10 protein-coding genes and 1 pseudogene are annotated in these 18629 nt (G+C 71.3%); all 11 read left to right on the forward strand.

Features of this window, described 5'->3' with window-relative positions:
* Position 1 precedes the first annotated feature (1 nt).
* The 11 genes and pseudogenes from ACGF2V_RS02740 to ACGF2V_RS02790 all read left to right on the forward strand — a co-directional run bounded on the left by ACGF2V_RS02740 (position 2) and on the right by ACGF2V_RS02790 (position 18627).
* Positions 2-1705, forward strand: a complete 1704-nt coding sequence (locus ACGF2V_RS02740; protein ID WP_362704267.1) for a CYTH and CHAD domain-containing protein — start codon at positions 2-4, stop codon at positions 1703-1705.
* 108 nt (positions 1706-1813) lie between these two features.
* Positions 1814-3739, forward strand: a complete 1926-nt coding sequence (locus tag ACGF2V_RS02745; RefSeq protein ID WP_362704270.1) for a TIGR03960 family B12-binding radical SAM protein — start codon at positions 1814-1816, stop codon at positions 3737-3739.
* A 657-nt stretch (positions 3740-4396) separates the two neighbouring features.
* Positions 4397-5519: pseudogene (locus tag ACGF2V_RS02750) on the forward strand (JmjC domain-containing protein).
* A 29-nt stretch (positions 5520-5548) separates the two neighbouring features.
* On the forward strand, positions 5549-6421 hold the full coding sequence (locus tag ACGF2V_RS02755) for an aldo/keto reductase (protein WP_362624514.1): 873 nt from the start codon (positions 5549-5551) through the stop codon (positions 6419-6421).
* 184 nt (positions 6422-6605) lie between these two features.
* A complete protein-coding gene (locus ACGF2V_RS02760; RefSeq protein WP_362704273.1) occupies positions 6606-7256 on the forward strand; it encodes a hypothetical protein in 651 nt (216 codons plus the stop codon).
* Between the two features lie 429 nt (positions 7257-7685).
* Positions 7686-8468 (forward strand): TIGR03936 family radical SAM-associated protein, encoded by a 783-nt coding sequence (locus ACGF2V_RS02765; RefSeq protein WP_362624539.1) that lies wholly within the window; start codon positions 7686-7688, stop codon positions 8466-8468.
* A 233-nt stretch (positions 8469-8701) separates the two neighbouring features.
* Positions 8702-12892 carry an Rne/Rng family ribonuclease gene (locus ACGF2V_RS02770; protein ID WP_362704275.1) on the forward strand — a complete coding sequence of 1397 codons (4191 nt, stop codon included), beginning with the start codon at positions 8702-8704 and terminating at the stop codon, positions 12890-12892.
* A 390-nt stretch (positions 12893-13282) separates the two neighbouring features.
* Positions 13283-14401: a DegT/DnrJ/EryC1/StrS family aminotransferase gene (locus ACGF2V_RS02775; RefSeq protein WP_362624502.1), complete on the forward strand. Its 1119-nt coding sequence runs from the start codon at positions 13283-13285 to the stop codon at positions 14399-14401.
* The gene (locus ACGF2V_RS02780; protein ID WP_362624501.1) at positions 14398-15420 is read left to right on the forward strand and encodes a Gfo/Idh/MocA family oxidoreductase; all 1023 of its coding nucleotides are present in this window, start codon (positions 14398-14400) and stop codon (positions 15418-15420) included. The genes ACGF2V_RS02775 and ACGF2V_RS02780 overlap by 4 nt, the downstream gene beginning before the upstream one ends.
* The gene (locus ACGF2V_RS02785) at positions 15410-16987 is read left to right on the forward strand and encodes a glycosyltransferase family 4 protein (protein WP_362624499.1); all 1578 of its coding nucleotides are present in this window, start codon (positions 15410-15412) and stop codon (positions 16985-16987) included. Before ACGF2V_RS02780 ends, ACGF2V_RS02785 begins: the two co-directional genes overlap by 11 nt.
* Entirely contained in the window at positions 16984-18627 is a 1644-nt protein-coding gene (locus ACGF2V_RS02790) for a glycosyltransferase family 2 protein (protein WP_362704277.1), read from the forward strand. The genes ACGF2V_RS02785 and ACGF2V_RS02790 overlap by 4 nt, the downstream gene beginning before the upstream one ends.
* Positions 18628-18629 lie beyond the last annotated feature (2 nt).

Below are 18629 nucleotides of genomic sequence, written 5' to 3' on the forward strand. Positions count from 1 at the left end.
TATGGCGGACTCGAAGCGTGAGATCGAGCGCAAGTACGAAGCCACCGAGGAGACCCGGCTCCCCGATCTGAGCCGGGTGGCCGGAGTCTCGGCCGTCGTCCCTCAGGGCGTCGGCGAACTGGACGCCGTCTACTACGACACCGAGGACCTCCGGCTCGCGGCCGCTTCCATCACCCTGCGCCGCCGCACCGGAGGCGACGACGCCGGCTGGCACCTCAAGTTCCCGGTCGCCTCCGATATCCGGGACGAACTGCGTGAACCGCTCTCCGACACCCTGCCGCGCTCCCTGGCCGGCCTGCTCCGCTCCCGGGTGCGCGACGGCGCGCTCGTCCCCGTCGTCCGACTGCGCACCGCCCGTGACGTCCACCACCTGACCGGCGCCGACGGGGAGCCGCTCGCCGAGGTCTGCGTCGACACCGTGCGCGCCGAACGGCTGATCGGCGGGGGCCTCGAACGGCCGGCCGGGGGCGAAACCGGACGGCGGCCCGGGGACGGCGGCGACGCCGGACGGCGGCCCGGCAGCGGGGGCACGGCCGCCTGGACCGAGGTCGAGGTGGAACTGGCCGACGGCGCCGACCCCGCCCTCCTCGACGCCGTCGAGAGGCCGCTGCGCGAGGCGGGTCTCCGCCCGTCCGCGGCCTCGTCGAAGGTCGCGCGTGCGCTCGCCGAGACGGAGCCGGGGGACGGGCGGGCGACCGGCGGCGGACGAGGGGCCGGGGACGGACGAGGGGCCGAGGACGAGCGGGCCGCGCGCCAGAGCAGCCGCAAGGACACCTCGGACGCGGGAAACGGGCCGGGCACCCCAAAGGAGGCAGGACGCGTCACCGCAGGCGATCACGTGCTCGCGTACCTCCGTGCCCAGACCGAGGCGATCGTCGCCCTGGACCCCGCCGTGCGCCGCGACCTCCCCGACTCCGTGCACCGGATGCGGGTCGCCACCCGCAGGTTCCGCAGCGCGCTGCGGACGTACCGGAAGATCCTCGACCGGGGGGTCACCGATCCGATCGGCGACGAGCTGAAATGGCTGGCCACCGAGCTGGGGATCGACCGCGACCAGGAGGTTCTCGACGCCCGGCTGCGAGCGGGCCTGGACTCCTTGCCCCGCACGCTGGTCCTCGGCCCCGCCCCCGCCCGGCTGCGGATCTGGTCGGGGGCCCGTCGGGGCGGCTCCAGGCGCCGCACCGTCGCCGTGCTCGACGACGATCGGTACCTGGCCCTGCTGAACCGCCTCGACGCCCTGCTCGCCGACCCGCCGCTGCGGTCCGCCGCTTCGCACGCCCCCGGGCGCGCGCTGCCCCGCGCCGTGCTCAAGGAGTACGGGCGCCTCGCGGCCCGCGTCGGCCGCGCCCTGGAGCTTCCGCCCGGCCACGACCGGGACCTCGCTCTCCACGACGCCCGCAAGGCCGCCAAGCGCGCCCGTTACGCGGCGGACGCGGCTCGCCCGGCGCTGGGCCGTCCGGCCCAGCGGTTCGCCTCGCGGATGAAGGCGGTGCAGACCCTTCTCGGGGACCACCAGGACAGTGTGGTGGCCCGTGACGCCCTGCGCACCCTGGCAGCCCAGGCGCACGCCGCGGGGGAGCCCGGGTTCACCTGGGGACTGCTCTACGGGCGGGAGGAAGCGACGGCCGCCGAGGAGGAGCGGCAGCTTCCGGGGGTGTGGGGGCGGGCTGCGAAGCCGAAGGTGCGCAAGGCGCTCAAAGGCTGAGCGGAGGCCGGGCGGAGGGCATCGGCGAGGGGACGGCCGCAGGGCGCTGGGAGACCGGGAGCCGGGGTACGCTGGATGGTCACCCTTGCCGGCTCTCGAAAGTTCGCGATGTCTGTCGATTCGGTCTTCCCACAGCTCGAAGCTCTGCTCCCGCATGTGCAGAAGCCCATCCAGTACGTCGGCGGTGAGCTGAACTCCACCGTCAAGCCGTGGGACGAATGCGATGTCCGTTGGGCGCTGATGTACCCGGACGCGTACGAGGTCGGGCTCCCCAACCAGGGCGTCATGATCCTCTACGAGGTGCTCAACGAGCGCGAGGGCGTCCTCGCCGAGCGCACGTACAGCGTGTGGCCGGACCTTGAGGAGCTGATGCGCAAGCACCGGGTCCCGCAGTTCACGGTGGACGGCCACCGCCCGGTCAAGGCGTTCGACGTCTTCGGGCTGAGCTTCTCCACCGAGCTCGGCTACACCAACATGCTCGCCGCGCTGGATCTCGCGGGCATCCCGCTGGAGGCCCGGGACCGCACCGTCGACGACCCGATCGTGCTGGCCGGCGGCCACGCCGCGTTCAACCCGGAGCCGATCGCCGAGTTCATCGACTGTGCGGTGATCGGTGACGGCGAGCAGGCCGTGCTGGAGATCACCGACATCATCCGCGCCTGGAAGGCCGAGGGCCGTCCCGGCGGTCGCGAGGAGATCCTCCTCCGTCTCGCGAAGACCGGCGGCGTGTACGTCCCGGGCTTCTACGACGTGGAGTACCTCCCGGACGGGCGCATCGGCCGTGTCGTACCCAACAGGTCGGGCGTGCCGTGGCGGGTGTCGAAGCACACGGTGATGGACCTCGACGAGTGGCCGTACCCGAAGCAGCCCCTCGTCCCCCTCGCCGAGACCGTCCACGAGCGGATGTCCGTCGAGATCTTCCGCGGCTGCACCCGCGGCTGCCGTTTCTGCCAGGCCGGCATGATCACGCGCCCCGTGCGGGAGCGAAGCATCACCGGCATCGGCGAGATGGTCGAGAAGGGGCTCAGGGCGACCGGCTTCGAGGAGGTCGGGCTGCTCTCGCTGTCCTCCGCCGACCACACCGAGATCGGAGACATCGCCAAGGGCCTCGCCGACCGGTACGAGGACGACAGGATCGGCCTCTCGCTGCCCTCCACCCGCGTCGACGCGTTCAACGTGGACCTGGCCAACGAGCTCACCCGCAACGGCCGCCGCTCCGGACTCACCTTCGCCCCCGAGGGCGGCTCCGAGCGGATGCGCAAGGTGATCAACAAGATGGTCTCGGAGGAGGACCTGATCCGCACGGTCGCCACCGCCTACGGCAACGGCTGGCGCCAGGTGAAGCTGTACTTCATGTGCGGGCTGCCCACCGAGACCGACGAGGACGTCCTCCAGATCGGCGACATGGCGGTCAACGTGATCGCCAAGGGCCGCGAGGTCTCCGGCCAGAACGACATCCGCTGCACGGTCTCCATCGGCGGTTTCGTGCCCAAGCCGCACACCCCGTTCCAGTGGGCCCCGCAGCTGAGCGCCGAGGAGACCGACGCCCGGCTGGCCAAGCTCCGCGACAAGATCCGCGGCGACAAGAAGTACGGCCGTTCCATCGGCTTCCGCTACCACGACGGCAAGCCCGGCATCGTCGAGGGCCTGCTCTCACGCGGCGACCGCCGCGTCGGCTCCGTCATCCGCGAGGTCTACGAGTCCGGCGGCCGCTTCGACGGCTGGCGCGAGTACTTCAGCTTCGACAACTGGATGACCGCCGCCGGGAAGACGCTGCCCGAGTACGGCGTGGACGTCGACTGGTACACCACCCGCGAGCGCAGTTACGAGGAGGTCCTGCCCTGGGACCACCTGGACTCCGGCCTGGACAAGGACTGGCTCTGGGAGGACTGGCAGGACGCGCTCGACGAGACCGAGGTCGAGGACTGCCGCTGGACCCCGTGCTTCGACTGTGGCGTCTGCCCGCAGATGGACACCAGCATCCAGATCGGCCCGACCGGCAAGAAGTTGCTGCCGCTTGAGGTCAAGAAGTAGCCGTGACCAGCGGCGATGCCGTCCAGAGGATGGCTGAGACGCTCGCTGGCATGAGCGAGGCGGAGCGTACCGAGATCCTTCGGGGGCTGGGGACGAGGGAGCGTGAGCAGGCTTCCCGCCCTGTGCGGCGTACGCCGCACCCTGCTCCTCGGCAAGATCCGGGCATCGTCTCGGCGGTCGAGTGGGTGTAGCTGACGAGAGGCGTCCGGGCAGTAACAGCCGGGCGCCTCTCGCCTGTCCTGAGTGAGGCGGGCTCACCGGCTGCGAGAGGGGCTGTACGCCCCCGCCGCGTCGGATGCCACCCTCGGGGGCTGTTCGCCCGGCAGGCGTCCGCGTGGCGCTCCTGGGCAAGGCTCAGCCCCCGGTCCGGTGGGTATGCACCGCTCGCTCCGGGGGCTGTCTCAAGCGGCCAGGATCAGGAGGCAGCGTTCTCGATGGCCTCGAAGATGTCGGCGTCGGTCTCTTGCTGCCACTTCGGGAGGTCGGGCCAGTCGGCGACGTAGCCGGGCTTCGGGTCCTCGACCGGTTCTGTGGCCCCGAGGGGGGTGGCCTGCTCGTCGCGAAGCGCAAGATCGTGGCTGCGCGGACGCGTGCCGAGCAGGAGTCGGACGTCAGTAGCGGGCGTTCTGGCGGCAACGACTGACGGGGCTGCCCGCGATGCTTGATGCCGCCTCGTGGGCGGGGCGTCTGGGCGGGGACACGTTCCTCGCCCAGACGTACCACCGCTCCTACGCGCGCTTCCCCGGCGCCGCCGACACGGCGGGCCTGTTCTCCTGGGACGACCTGAACCGAATCATCGCCACACAACGACTGGAGCCGCCTCGGCTGCGCCTGTCAGTGGACGGCGAGATGGTCCCCCTTCACCGCTACGCGATCCCGACCACGAACCGCCGCGCGGTCACCTGGTCGCGCATCCAGCCGACCGACTTCCACGCCCAGCTCAAGGACGGGGCGTCGCTGGTCCTCGATGCGGTCGAGAAGACCCACCCAGTCGTGGGTGCGGCTGCCGAAGGTCTTGAACGGTTCCTCGGCACGTCCGTGCAGGCCAACGCGTACGCGTCCTGGACCGATCGGGAGGGCTTCGGCCTGCACTGGGACGACCACGATGTCGTGGTGGTGCAGGTCCACGGCTCGAAGCGGTGGCGCTTGTACGGCTCTACACGTGAGGCTCCGACCCGGGACGTGGAGTCGCCGGAGAGGCCCGAGGGCGACCCGGTGGCGGACATCGTTCTCGCCCCCGGCGATGTGCTCTACCTGCCGCGCGGTTGGTGGCACGCGGTCACGGCCGACCAGGGGACGGAATCGCTACACCTGACGTTCGGCATGGTCCCGCACACGGGCGCGGACCTCATGCTCTGGGTCGTGGATCAGCTCCGGTCGTCCCTCGCGCTGCGCAAGGACATCCCGCGAACTGGCCGATCCCCGGTTGGTGGAGCGGTGGGCGGAGTCCATCGACACGACCGACCTGGGGCACGCCATTCCCTCGCTGCCCTACGTGGACGGGCTGCCCGCACGTCCTGAGATCACGGTCAAGCTGACTGCCCCTCGGGGCCGTCTGACGGCGAACCCCGCCCACAGCACGGTCACGTTCTCGGCGGCCGGTACCGCCTGGGACTTCGCCGAGTCGGCCCTTCCCGTCCTGGGCACGCTGCTGACCGGTCAGCCGACCACGCTCGGGGAGATGGCCGACTCCGCCGGATTGGAGATCAAGGACGTGGCCGAGCTGGTCTCGGCCCTCATCGAGGGCCACGCCGTCGCGGTCGTGGGGACCGCGCTGTGACTGCCGCTCTCTCCCTGGGGACATACCGCGTGCGTGCCGTCAGTCAGGCGGCACGCACCGCCCTGGCTGCTGGTAGCCCCTGGGTGGATACGGCACCCAACTACGCCCACGGCGGAGCACACGAGGCGCTGCGCCCGGTTCTCGGCGAGTACCCCACCGTTCGGGTGGCCACGAAGACAGGGTTCTTCACGGAGAAGCAAGGCCGCACCGCCCTGGCTGAAGGCGTGCTCACCCAGGAAGAGACGGCCAGTCGGCACAGCCTTGAACCGGGCTTCGTTCGCTGGCAGACGGAGCGTTCGTTGGCCACACTCGGCCGCGTCGACCTGGTGTTCCTGCACAACCCCGAGCACCACGGGCACGGCCTCGACCGTGCCGCTCTGCACTGGCGTGTACGGGAAGCCTTCACGGCGCTGGAAGAGTTCGCCCATGCGGGCAAGATCGACGGGTACGGCGTCGCCACCTGGACGGGCCTGACCTCCGAAGCGTTCACGGTTCCCGAGTTGCTTGCGCTCGCCCGACAGGCGGCGGGTTCCGCCGAGCACCACTTCACGGGGTTGCAGATGCCCGTCAGTCTGATCATGGATGACCTGATCAGGCAGGCACTCAACGGCGGCGGACCGCTGGTGCAGGCGAAGGACGCGGGGCTGATCACGTTCGGCTCTGCCCCTCTGCACGGGGGCGAACTGCTGGGTGCCATGGCACCCGAACTGGTGAACTTCATCCGTCCCGGCCTGTCGGCCGCAGCCGCTGCCCTGCTGGCTGCCGGATCGTGCCCCGGCCTCGATGTCGTCCTGACTTCAGCGAGCACCCGCGAACACTGGGACGATGCGGCGAAGGCTCTGGCTGCGCCCCTGACGGCCGAGGAACTGAGGAGGGTGACCGATGAACTCGCCGCCGAGTGAGGACGTACAGACCCTGATGGAGGCCGCGCACGACAGGGCGGCCAAGGCTCTGGGGCTCACGTGTACGGGTCCGCTGGCCTGGGGGTTCCAAGGTGTGACCCTCGGTCGGCAGGCGGGGGAGCGGTGGCTACGTGTAGGCCGGCGGCCAGGGAGGAACGCGGGCAGGAAAGAGGGGGAGGGCATCGTGGGGGCTTCCCTGCTGGTGCCTGATGCGGTCCCGCGCCCGCGCCTGTACGACGTGCACGACTGGACTGACGGGGAGTGGGCCTTCGAGGCCGAAGTCCTCGACTACGTGGCACACCCCGTCGTGTCCCCCGAGCGCGCCGACCTGGACCGCGACCCCGGCTTGCCTGCCGAGTGGTGGGCCGACCTGCGCCGAGCCCTGGCCCTGCTAGCTGGGGCGGAGGGAGTGAAGGTCACTGTCCGGCACGGGTGGATCGAACGCGCCTTCCCCCAGTTCCTCGGCATCCCTGCCCCGGTCAAGGTCGAGCGGGTGACCGGTCACGGTGACCTGCACTGGGGTAACCTCACGACCACGCCCCTGACCCTGCTGGACTGGGAGCGGTGGGGCCTGGTGCCCTACGGCTACGACGTGGGCCTTCTCCACGCGAACAGCCTGCTCGTTCCCGATGTGGCGGACCGAGTCCGCCTGGAGTTCGCTTCGGTCCTGGACACCCCAGCCGGCCGAGTCGGGGAGCTTGCGGCCCTGGCAGAGATGCTGCAAGCCGTAGCCCGTGGCTGGTACCCGGACCTGGCTCCGCGTCTACTGGCGCGGGCGGAGTCACTCACGGGCGTTCGGCCGCCAGTTCCGGTGCACTCCGAGGTCAGCGGCTGACAGGCCCGCGTATGACAGCGGCCCCCGCCCGCCGCGGGGCGGGCCGGGGCTCCCGTCGTACGGACTGCCCGCCGGAGAGCCGGAACGGGCCGGACGCGGGGCACGGGGAGAAGGGCTCCGGGGCTCTTGATGCCCGTCGCCGACGTCCGGCGGCGGTGGTCGGCGGGGGCGGGCGGGGCAGGGGCGTCCGAGCCCTGGGAACCCTGGAGCGCCCTTGCGCGTACTCTGGGTATTGCAACGACTGTGCCCAGCGCGGCGCCCGCACCAGAGATCTCCCCGCTCGGAGGACAGACCGCCGAGCGGGCGTGAGCCGGACGGGCCCCCGGGCCACCCGCATTTCGTGGGCGGCATGCCACCGTGTCCGCCCCGCACCGAGGAGAAGAACCACTGGGCAAGCGACAGCCCGAAGGCCCGCCGCCCGCACCGGCGGTGCAGCGCATCCGACTGCGCTACACCAAGCGCGGCCGCCTCCGGTTCACCAGTCACCGCGACTTCCAGCGCGCCTTCGAGCGGGCACTGCGCCGTTCCGAGGTGCCCATGGCCTACTCGGCAGGGTTCACCCCGCACCCGAAGGTGTCGTACGCCAATGCCGCCCCCACCGGCACGGGCAGCGAAGCCGAGTTCCTGGAGATCGCCCTCACCGAGGCGCGGGACCCGGCCGTTCTGCGTGAACTGCTCAACGCCTCGCTGCCGGACGGCCTCGACATCGTCGACGCGGTGGAGGCCCGTACGTCGGGTCTCGCCGAGCGGCTGACCGCCTCCGTGTGGGAGCTGCGTGTCGACGGGGTCCCCGTCGAGGAGGCGATCGAGGCCGTGGACGCCTTCAACGGCGCGGAGAGCGTCGAGGTGCAGCGCCGGGCGAAGAACGGCGTGCGGACCTTCGACGCCCGCGCCGCCGTGGTCGACCTGCGGGTCCTCGATTCTCGGCCTGATGGGTCCGAGGACAGGCCCTGTGCGATACTGCGGCTGGTTGTTCGGCACGTGACACCTGCCGTCCGACCTGACGACGTCCTGTCCGGTCTCCGCGTTGTGGCCGACCTGGCGCCGCCGGTCCCGGTAGCGGTGACCAGGCTGGCGCAGGGGCTCTTCGACGAGGAGTCCGGCACGGTGACCGACCCGCTCGCGCCCGACCGCGAGGCAGCCCCGGCCGCTCCACCCACGGCCGTCGGGACAGCCGTCGCGACGGCGACGGAAGGTGCAGGTTCCGCGTAAGGCGGTCGTTGCAGCGCAGTCCTGGGACTCGGGAGCCACCTGGGTCGGACCGCGCGATGACTCAATAAGACTTTCGCCAGGCCGTACGCACATCACGTACGGAACCGGCGAGCCAAACACCGAGCTCCCGTGCGGCGCCCGCGCCCCGGACGACGGTATCGCGCACATCACGCGGACCGTGACGGACCGGAACCAGACGCGGCGCCCGGGAGCCTGACGGGAGAAACGCCCGCATGCCCCAGGTCAACGAACCCGGCACGACCGGGAACATCGAAGAGAACAACGCACCCGGCGACAAGCTGCCGCCGCGCCGCAGGCGGCGTGCCGCGTCCCGCCCGGCCGGTCCGCCGGTGACAGAGGTGCAGGACGTCGACGCCCCGGCCATAACGGCCGTGGACGTCCTGGTGACCGACACCGCCATCGCCGACGGGAGCGACAGCGCCCCGGAGGCGGAGGCCGCGCCGCCCGCGCGCCCGCGTCGTCGTGCCGTCCGCAAGGCGACGGCTCCGGCGGGTTCGCCGAAGGCGAGTGAGCCTGTCGAGGCAGCTGAGGCGCGGGCCGAGGGGTCGGCCGAGCCCGAGGTCGTGGAGGCTGCTCCGGCGCGCCCGCGTCGTCGTGCCGTCCGCAAGGCGACCGCCCCGGCGGGTTCGCCGAAGACGGCCGAGCCCGTTCAGATCAGCGAGCCCGTCGCGACGGCGGAGACCGTCGAGGAGGCGGCCCCCGCGGCGGCGGCCGAGCCCGCGCCCGCCGCACCGCGTGGACGTACCCGGCGCAGGGCGTCGGCTCCCGCCGGCTCCCCGCAGTCCGCCGAGGCCGTCGCGGCGCGCGTACCCGCAAAGACGGCCGCCGAGGCCACCGACACGATCCCGGCCGCCAATGCTCCGGAGACGGAGACGGAGACGGAGACCGGGGCCGGACTGCAGCCGGAGGCCGAAGCCGCACCGTCCGCGCGCCCGCGTCGTCGTGCCGTCCGCAAGGCGACCGCCCCGGCGGGCGCGCCCAAGACCACCGGGACCGCCGCCGGCGCCGCCGAGAGCCTGTCCGAGCCCGTGGCCGGAACGTCGGCGGCCGAGCCCGCCGCCCAGGCCGAGCCCGTGGCCGAGACGCCCGCCGTGGCCGAGACACCGGCCGCCGAGACGGCCCCCGAGGACGCCGCGCCGCACGGCCGCCGTCGCCGCCGCGTCACCGCCCCGGCCGGCCGGCCCGAGTTCACGGGCAAGGACACGGGCAAGGACGAGGAGCCCGTACGCACGAGCCGTCGCGCGACGCGTCCCGCCGTGGCCGTGTTCCAGGCCCCGGTCTTCACCGAGCCCATGTTCCAGACGCCGGAGACCGCGGCCGCCGCCGCTGCCGCTTCGCGTCACGCGGAGATCGAGGCCGAGGAGGAGGCCGAGGCGGTCGAGGAGCAGCCCGCCGCCGAGGCCGCACCGCCGGCCGGTTCGCGTCGCCGTCGCCGCCGTCGCGGTGAGGCCGTCGAGCCCGAGCAGACCGCCCCCGCGGCGGAGGAGCCCGCCGAGGAGGAGTTCGCGCCGCAGGAAGCAGGCGAGGCCGAGCACGAGGCCGAGCACGAGGCCGAGGCCGAGGCCGAGGGCGAAGAGGCGGACGAGTACGGCGACCGCCCCACGCGTCGCCGCCGTCGCGGAGGCCGCCGCCGTCGTCGTGGTGAGAACCACGAGGGCGAGGAGGCCCCGGAGCAGCACGACGACGAGGCCGCGGCCGTCGACCACGCCGAGGACGAGCGGGAGCACGCCCAGGAGGCCGAGGCGGAGGAGGAGCACGAGACCGCCGCCTCCGGGACGAGCAGCAGCCGCCGTCGTCGGCGCCGTCGCCGTCGCAGCGGGGACCTCGCCGCCGACGCCGAGGTCGGCGCGGACGACCCGGAGCGTACGGTCGTCAAGGTCCGCGAGCCCCGCAAGAAGGAGGAGCGGGAGCCGGGAACGGGCTTCGACGAGGTCCAGTCCATCAAGGGCTCGACCCGTATGGAGGCGAAGAAGCAGCGCCGCCGTGAGGGCCGTGAGCAGGGCCGCCGCCGCGTCCCGATCATCACTGAGGCCGAGTTCCTGGCCCGCCGCGAGGCCGTCGAGCGCGTGATGGTCGTCCGCCAGAACGGCGAGCGCACCCAGATCGGCGTCCTCGAGGACAACGTGCTCGTCGAGCACTACGTCAACAAGGAGCAGGCCACCAGCTACGTCGGCAACGTCTACCTGGGCAAGGTGCAGAACGTACTGCCGTCCATGGAGGCCGCCTTCGTCGACATCGGCAAGGGCCGCAACGCCGTTCTGTACGCCGGTGAGGTGAACTTCGAGGCGCTCGGCATGGCCCATGGGCCGCGCCGTATCGAGACCGCGCTGAAGTCCGGCCAGTCCGTCCTCGTCCAGGTGACCAAGGACCCGATCGGTCACAAGGGCGCCCGCCTGACCAGCCAGGTCTCGCTGCCCGGCCGCTACCTGGTCTACGTGCCCGAGGGCTCGATGACCGGCATCAGCCGCAAGCTGCCCGACACCGAGCGGGCCCGGCTGAAGACCATCCTCAAGAAGATCGTCCCCGAGGACGCGGGCGTCATCGTCCGCACCGCCGCGGAGGGCGCGAGCGAGGACGAGCTGCGCCGCGACGTCGAACGGCTGCAGCAGCAGTGGGCCGACATCCAGAAGAAGGCCAAGAACACCAGCGGCTCCAACGCGCCGACGCTGCTCTACGGCGAGCCGGACATGACGGTCCGGGTCGTCCGCGACATCTTCAACGAGGACTTCTCCAAGGTCATCGTCAGTGGTGACGACGCGTGGGAGACCATCCACGGATACGTCTCGCAGGTGGCGCCGGACCTCGCGGACCGCCTGTCGCGGTGGACCTCCGAGGTCGACGTCTTCGCGACCTACCGGATCGACGAGCAGCTGATGAAGGCGCTGGACCGGAAGGTCTATCTGCCGAGCGGCGGCTCGCTGGTGATCGACAAGACCGAGGCGATGGTCGTGGTCGACGTCAACACCGGCAAGTTCACCGGTCAGGGCGGCAACCTCGAGGAGACCGTCACCAAGAACAACCTGGAGGCGGCCGAGGAGATCGTGCGCCAGCTTCGGCTGCGCGACCTCGGCGGCATCGTCGTCGTCGACTTCATCGACATGGTGCTGGAGTCCAACCGGGACCTGGTGCTGCGGCGCCTGCTGGAGTGCCTGGGACGCGACCGTACGAAGCACCAGGTCGCCGAGGTGACCTCCCTGGGCCTGGTCCAGATGACCCGTAAGCGGGTGGGGCAGGGGCTGCTGGAGTCGTTCTCCGAATCCTGTGTCCACTGCAACGGGCGCGGCGTGATCGTGCACATGCCGCAGCCGGCCTCGATCGGCGGCGGCAACGGCAAGCGTCCCAAGAAGCGCGGTCGCGGTGGCGCGGGTCACGACCACGAGCACGTCACGGAGGCAACGGCCGGGACCGAGGCCGGTACCACGGCCGAGGCCGCCGTCGAGCCCGAGACCGAGGCCGAGGTCGCTGCCGAGGTGGCCGCCCCCGTGGCGCTGCCCGAGCCGGAGTTCGCCCCGGACGAGGAGCTGTACAGCAGCGCCGCCGAGGCCGAGGCGGCCGCGACGCGCGGCCGTGGCCGACGCCGTACGACGCGTAAGGCATCGGCCCCGAAGGTCGCGACGGCCCCCGCCGTGGTGGCCGAGCCGGAGCCGGTCGTGGTCGTGGATGCCGAGCCGGTGGCGGAGCCGGAGCCCGTCGCCGAGGCCCCGGTGGTGACGGAGGCTCCCGCGGCCGAGGCTCCGAGGGGGCGTACGCGCCGACGGGCGACCCGCAAGGCGACCGCCCCGGCGGGCTCGCCGGCTCAGGCCGAGCCGATCGAGGAGGTCGTGACCACGGTGGCCCCGGTCGACGCCGAGGCTCCGGTCGACGCCCAGGCTCCGGTGGCCGAGGCCGCACAGCCCGAGGCCGCACCGGTGGAGGTGGCCGCCGAGCCGGCTCCGCCGCGCCCCCGGCGCCGCGTGACCCGTAAGGTCACCGCCCCCGCGGGTTCGCCCGCGGGAGCGGACGCGGCGGAGGTCGTCGTGGTGACGGGTACCGCAGTGGCACAGGCCGAGGCCCTACCGGCGGAGCCCGCGAAGGCCCCGGCGGCCCTCGCGGCCGAGGCGTCGCAGAGCGGGACGTCCGCAGCCGAGGCGTCGCAGAGCACTGTCGACGCCACGGAGGCCGAGGCTCCGGCCAAGAAGACGGCCCGCAAGACCGTCAAGAAGGCCGCGGCCAAGAAGGCGGCCACCGAGAAGACGGCTGCCAAGAAGACCACCACGGCCAAGAAGACCGCCGCGAAGAAGACGACGGCCAAGAAGACGACGGCCAAGAAGACGACGGCCAAGAAGACGACAGCGAAGAAGGCGGCGGCGAAGAAGACCGTCGCGGCCGAGCGGCCGTCCGTGTCGGCCGACACGGAGAGCTGACCGTCCATCGGGCGACACCGAAGAGGCGCGGCCCCTCTCATGAGGGCCGCGCCTCTTCGGCGCGTGCCGACTCGACATGGATCACGGGGACGGCGCTCCGGCGGCCCCAACCTGAACGAAACGCGGTATGAAAAGCCTGATAATGTGACGCGGCTGACGCCGGATATGTCATTCCTGAGAGTGCTCATCGGCGCGTCGGCCCGTTTCCGGCAGGACGGACCACCCTCCGGACCCCAAGTGCACTGCCCTCGGGGGCGTACGGGTGATTTGAGCGCAATATATTGTCCAATGAATCGGCCGTGCGCCGAGGCGGCGGGGCCTCATGCCGACGTTCGCATGCCCTCGAACCTTCGCCGGTCACAGCTCTTGCGGTGTTCAAGGAGGATGTCCATGTCGAGCGACAACAGGGAGACGATCCCTGCTGCCCGACCGGCGATCGGTGACGAAGAGATCGAGGCCGTGGTACGCGTCATGCGCAGCGGTCGCGTCGTGCAGGGCCCGGAGGTCGCGGCCTTCGAGGAGGGCTTCTCCGAGCTGGTCGCCGGACGCCACTGCGTAGCGGTCAACTCCGGGACCTCCGCGCTCCACCTGCTGCTGCTCGCCCTCGGCATCGGCCCGGGCGACGAGGTCATCGTCCCGTCGTTCTCCTTCGCCGCTTCCGCCAACGCCGTCCGGCTGACCGGCGCCGACGTGGTCTTCGCCGACATCGAGCCCGGCAGCTTCGGCCTGGACCCGGCAGCCGTCGAGGCCGCCGTCACGCCGCGCACCGCGGCGATCATGCCGGTGCACCTGTACGGTCACCCGGCCGCGATGGACAAGCTCATGCCCATCGCCGAGAAGCACAAGCTCGCCGTGGTCGAGGACGCCTGCCAGGCGCACGCCGCGTCCCTGGGCGGCACCCCGGTCGGCGCCTTCGGCTCCGGCGGAACGTTCAGCTTCTACCCGACCAAGAACATGCACTCCCTCGAGGGCGGCATGATCACCACGGCCGACGCCGAGGTCGCGCGCACGCTCAGGTTGCTGCGCAACCAGGGCATGGAGCAGCGGTACGCCAACGAGATCGTCGGCGCCAACATGCGCATGACGGACGTGGCCGCCGCCGTCGGCCGCGTACAGCTGACCAAGCTGGCCGGCTGGACCGAGCAGCGCCGCGCCAACGCCGCGTACCTCGACGCCCACATCACCGCCCCGAACGTCACGACGCCGCCGGTCTCCGAGGGCGCCCGGCACGTCTACCACCAGTACACGATCCGGGTGCGGGGTGACCGCGACGCCGCGATGGCGAAGCTCACCGAGGCGGGCATCGGCAACGCCGTCTACTACCCGACCCCGATCCACCGGCTCAAGCCGTACTGGGAGCCGGACCAGAAGGCCGGCCGTACCTGGGACCTGCCCGAGACCGAGCGGGCCGCGGCCGAGGTCGTCTCGCTGCCCGTGCACCCGGCCCTCGGGGCGGACGACCTGGAGCGCATCGCCGCCGCCGTGAACGAGCTGGGGGAGAACCTGTGACCGCCAGGACACTGAGGGCCGGACTCGTCGGCCTGGGCTCCATGGGCCGCCACCACGCCCGCGTCCTCGCCGGACTCGACGGTGTGGAGCTGGTCGGTGTCGTCGACCCGATGGGGGACAAGAACGGCTGGGCGCAGGGCGCCCCCGTGCTCTCCTCGGTCGACGAACTGATCGCGCTCGGAGTCGACTACGCCGTCGTGGCCTGCCCGACCGCGCTGCACGAACCGGTCGGCCTCCAGCTCGCCGAGGCCGGGGTCTGCGCGCTGATCGAGAAGCCGGTCGCCGACACCGTCGAGGGCGCCCGCCGCCTCGTCGAGGCGTTCGAGACGCGCGGCCTGGTCGCCGGCGTCGGCCACATCGAACGCTGCAACCCGGCGCTCCGCTCGATGCGCGCCCGTCTGGAGGCCGGCGAGCTCGGCGACGTGTACCAGGTCGTCACCCGCCGCCAGGGCCCGTTCCCGCACCGCATCGCCGACGTCGGCGTGGTGAAGGACCTGGCCACCCACGACATCGACCTGACCGGCTGGGTGACCGGCAGCACCTACACGTCGATCGCCGCCCACACCGTCTCGAAGTCCGGCCGCCCGCACGAGGACATGGTCTCGGCCGTGGGCCGGCTCTCCGACGGCACCATGGTCAACCACCTGGTCAACTGGCTCAGCCCGCTCAAGGAACGTTTCACCTCCGTCACCGGCGAGCGCGGCACCTTCATCGCCGACACCCTCACCGCGGACCTCACCTTCCACTCGAACGCGGCGGTGGCCACCGAATGGGAGGCCCTCCAGGCATTCCGCGGCGTCTCCGAGGGCGACATGATCCGTTACGCCATACCGAAGCGTGAGCCGCTGCTCGTCGAGCACGAGCTCTTCAGGGACGCCGTCCTGGGCGTCTCCAAGGACATCTGCACGCTGAGGGAAGGGCTCAGAACGGTAGAAGTGGCCGCTGCCGTGCTGGAGTCGGCGAGCAGCGGACACACCGTCACGATCTCCGGGGAAGAACTCGCATCACATGGATCTTGAGAACACCGCGGCACCGCGGTCCGGCACCCGCGGCCGGATCGTCATGCTCGTCGACAACGGGGTGAACGGCGACTCCCGTGTGCAGAAGGAGGCACGCTCCGCAGCCGACGCCGGCTGGGACGTGATCCTTCTCGGCAAGTCGCCCGGCAAGTCCGAGCAGCACTGGCAGATCGGTGAAGCGAACGTCCGGCTGCTGAAGGTGCCCGGGCCCATGCAACGGCGCAGGCACGAGTACCGGAGCGCCAGGCTGCGGTCTCCGCTCGCCTACCGCCCCGGCCCGCTCGCCGCCTATCGCAAGCAGAAGATGAAGGCGTGGCGGGCCGACCTCAACATCCGCCTCATCGAGGCGGCCGAGAGGCGTTCGCCGTTGGCGAAGCTCTGGCTGCTGCCGCAGCGGATCTTCGCGAAGACGGCCAGCCGCTGGGTCGGGATGCGCGCCCGGCGCACCCAGGCCCTGGAAGCCCGGCGCAAGCGGATGGACTCCCCGCTCGACCGCTTCACCACGGCGTTCTGGCTGCGGGTGATGGGCCGACGCGCCTGGCGGAAGCTGGACCCCTACCTGCTCGACCTCGACCTGGCCTTCGGCAAGGTGATCGACGAGCTCAAGCCCGACCTGATCCACGCCAACGACTTCCGCATGCTGGGGATCGGCGCGCGAGCCGTGCTGCGTGCCCGTGCGGCGAAGCGGAACGTCAAGCTCGTCTGGGACGCGCACGAGTTCCTGCCCGGCATCAAGCCGTGGGACCCGCACCCGCGCTGGCATGTCGCGCAGTGCCTGCACGAGCTCGCCTATTCCAAGCACGCCGACGCGGTGACGACCGTCTCGGCGACCCTCGCGGACATGCTGGCCGAGCGGCACGGACTGGCGAAGAAGCCCGCGGTGGTGCTGAACGCGCCAGACGGGCAGATCTCGCCCGAGCAGGCCGCGGAGCCGGTGCCCGACCTGCGCGAGTTGTGCGGCATCGGTCCCGATGTGCCGTTGACCGTCTACAGCGGTGCGGCGGCCCCGCAGCGCGGTCTGGACATCATGGTCGAGTCGCTGCCGCAGCTTCCGGACGTGCACGTGGCGTTCATCGTGCTGCGCCCGGCTTCGCCGTACATGACCGGGCTGGCGCAGCGTGCCGAGGAACTCGGCGTGGGCGACCGGCTGCACATCCTCCCGTACGTTCCGCATTACCAGGTCGTGCGCTTCCTTTCGGCGGCGGATCTCGGTGTCATTCCGATCCACCACTGGCCGAATCACGAGATCGCCCTCATCACGAAGTTCTTCGAGTACTCGCACGCGCGGCTGCCGTTCGTGGTGAGCGACGTGAAGACGATGGGCGCCATGGTCGCGCAGACCGGACAGGGCGAGGTGTTCAAGGCCGAGGACGTGGCGGACTACGTCCGCGCGGTGAAGGCGGTCCTGGCGGACCCGAAGAAGTACCGCGATGTCTACGACAAGCCCGGAATGCTCGACGAGTGGACCTGGGAGGCGCAGGCAGCGGTGCTCGACGAGGTGTACACGGGGCTTCTTCCCGACAGCAGGCGTCCATCCGTCGAGAAAGCGGCCGAGGTGACCGTGTGACCGACAGACCGGATGTTCCCGACGTCAGCGTGGTGGTCGCCGTCTACAACACCATGCCCTATCTCACCGAGTGCCTGAACTCGTTGGTGGGGCAGTCCATCGGCCTCGACCGCCTGGAGGTCGTGGCGGTCGACGACGGTTCGACGGACGACAGCGGCGCCGAGCTCGACCGGTTCGCCGCCCGTTACCCCGGTACGGTCAAGGTCGTCCACCAGCCCAACTCCGGTGGCCCCGCAGCGCCGAGCAACCGGGCGCTGGAGCTCGCCACCGGCCGGTACGTCTACTTCATCGGCTCCGACGACTACCTCGGCGAGGAGGCGCTGGAGCGGATGGTGTCCTGCGCCGACCGCAACGGTTCGGACGTCGTCATAGGGAAGATGGTCGGCACCAACGGACGGTACGTGCGCCAGTCGCTGTACAAGGCCAACGACACCGACGTCAGCCTCTACGGCTCCGAGCTGCCGTTCGCCCTCGCCAACACCAAGCTCTTCCGCCGCGATCTCGTCGAGAAGAACGAACTGCGCTTCCCCGAGGACATGCCGGTCGGCAGCGACCAGCCCTTCACCATCGAGGCGTGCGTCCGGGCCCGCAGAATATCCGTGGTCGCCGACTACACCTGCTACTACGCGGTGAAGCGCGGGGACGCCAGCAACATCACCTACCGCGCGAACCACCTGTCCCGGCTGCGCTGCACCGCCATGATCATGGATCACGCGGCCCGGCTGATCGAGGAGGGGCCGAACCGGGACGCCGTCCTCAAGCGTCATTTCACCTGGGAGCTCTCCAAGCTCATCCAGGACGATTTCGTGGCGCTGGACGACGAGACGAAGCGCGACATCTGCGCCGGCATCACCCGGCTCGCGGACGCCTATCTGACGGACCCGCTGAGCGACGGACTCCCGGTCAAGCTGCGCGCCAGGCTCTGGCTCGCGCAGCGCGGCGCCGTCGACGAACTCTGCCGTGCGATCAGCGAAGAGGCCGAGCACGGGGCGCCCCCCTTCCACCTGGAGGACGGCCGGGCCTTCGCTCGCTACCCCGGGTTTCGCGACGCGGGTCTGGATCTCCCGGACCGCTGCTTCGAACTCGTCGGAGAGATCGTCCCCGGACGCCTGGCAGCCAAGACCCGGCTGGTCGAGTCGGGGTGGGTGCAGACCGGCGACGAGCTCGCGCTCGCGCTGACGGTCCGTGTCGGTGTCGTCGGCGAGACCGGCTCCGCCGTGATCCGTCTCGTCGAGGGCGCCATGCCCAAGAGCGCAGACAAGGCACGTGCCCGCCGACTGCCGGACGGGTACGAACTAGCCCCCGCGCAAGGGAAGTTCACCCGCGAAATCGCGCCCGACGGCGATGCGACCCTGGTGCGGGCCGTGATCCCGCTGGAGCCGCGCAGGATCAAGCGCGGGGTGCGCGTCTTCGTGGACGTGGCCGGAGGGACGTACGAGATCCCCGTACGCGGGGACGGACAGCCCATGCCGCTGGCCCGCCGCTGGCACGGCGAGAAGGACCCGTACCGGGCCGCGGCACAGCTCAACTCCAAGGGGCGTGTGGTGATCAGCACGGGCCCGCTCCATCCGCCCAGGAAGTCGCTGGGATCGCGGCTGCGATCCCGGTTGACCCGGGCCACGCGTTCCAAGAGGAAGTGACC

Origin of the sequence: Streptomyces sp. NPDC047982, assembly GCF_043204165.1 — a bacterium.
Lineage (GTDB): Bacteria > Actinomycetota > Actinomycetes > Streptomycetales > Streptomycetaceae > Streptomyces.

What these genes read in the sequence shown, in the direction of transcription:
- ACGF2V_RS02770 (WP_362704275.1), top strand. Translation starts at nt 8,702, where the DNA reads ATGCCCCAGGTCAACGAACCCGGCACGACCGGGAACATCGAAGAGAAC.
- ACGF2V_RS02745 (WP_362704270.1), top strand. Translation starts at nt 1,814, where the DNA reads ATGTCTGTCGATTCGGTCTTCCCACAGCTCGAAGCTCTGCTCCCGCAT.
- ACGF2V_RS02740 (WP_362704267.1), top strand. Translation starts at nt 2, where the DNA reads ATGGCGGACTCGAAGCGTGAGATCGAGCGCAAGTACGAAGCCACCGAG.
- ACGF2V_RS02775 (WP_362624502.1), top strand. Translation starts at nt 13,283, where the DNA reads ATGTCGAGCGACAACAGGGAGACGATCCCTGCTGCCCGACCGGCGATC.
- ACGF2V_RS02785 (WP_362624499.1), top strand. Translation starts at nt 15,410, where the DNA reads ATGGATCTTGAGAACACCGCGGCACCGCGGTCCGGCACCCGCGGCCGG.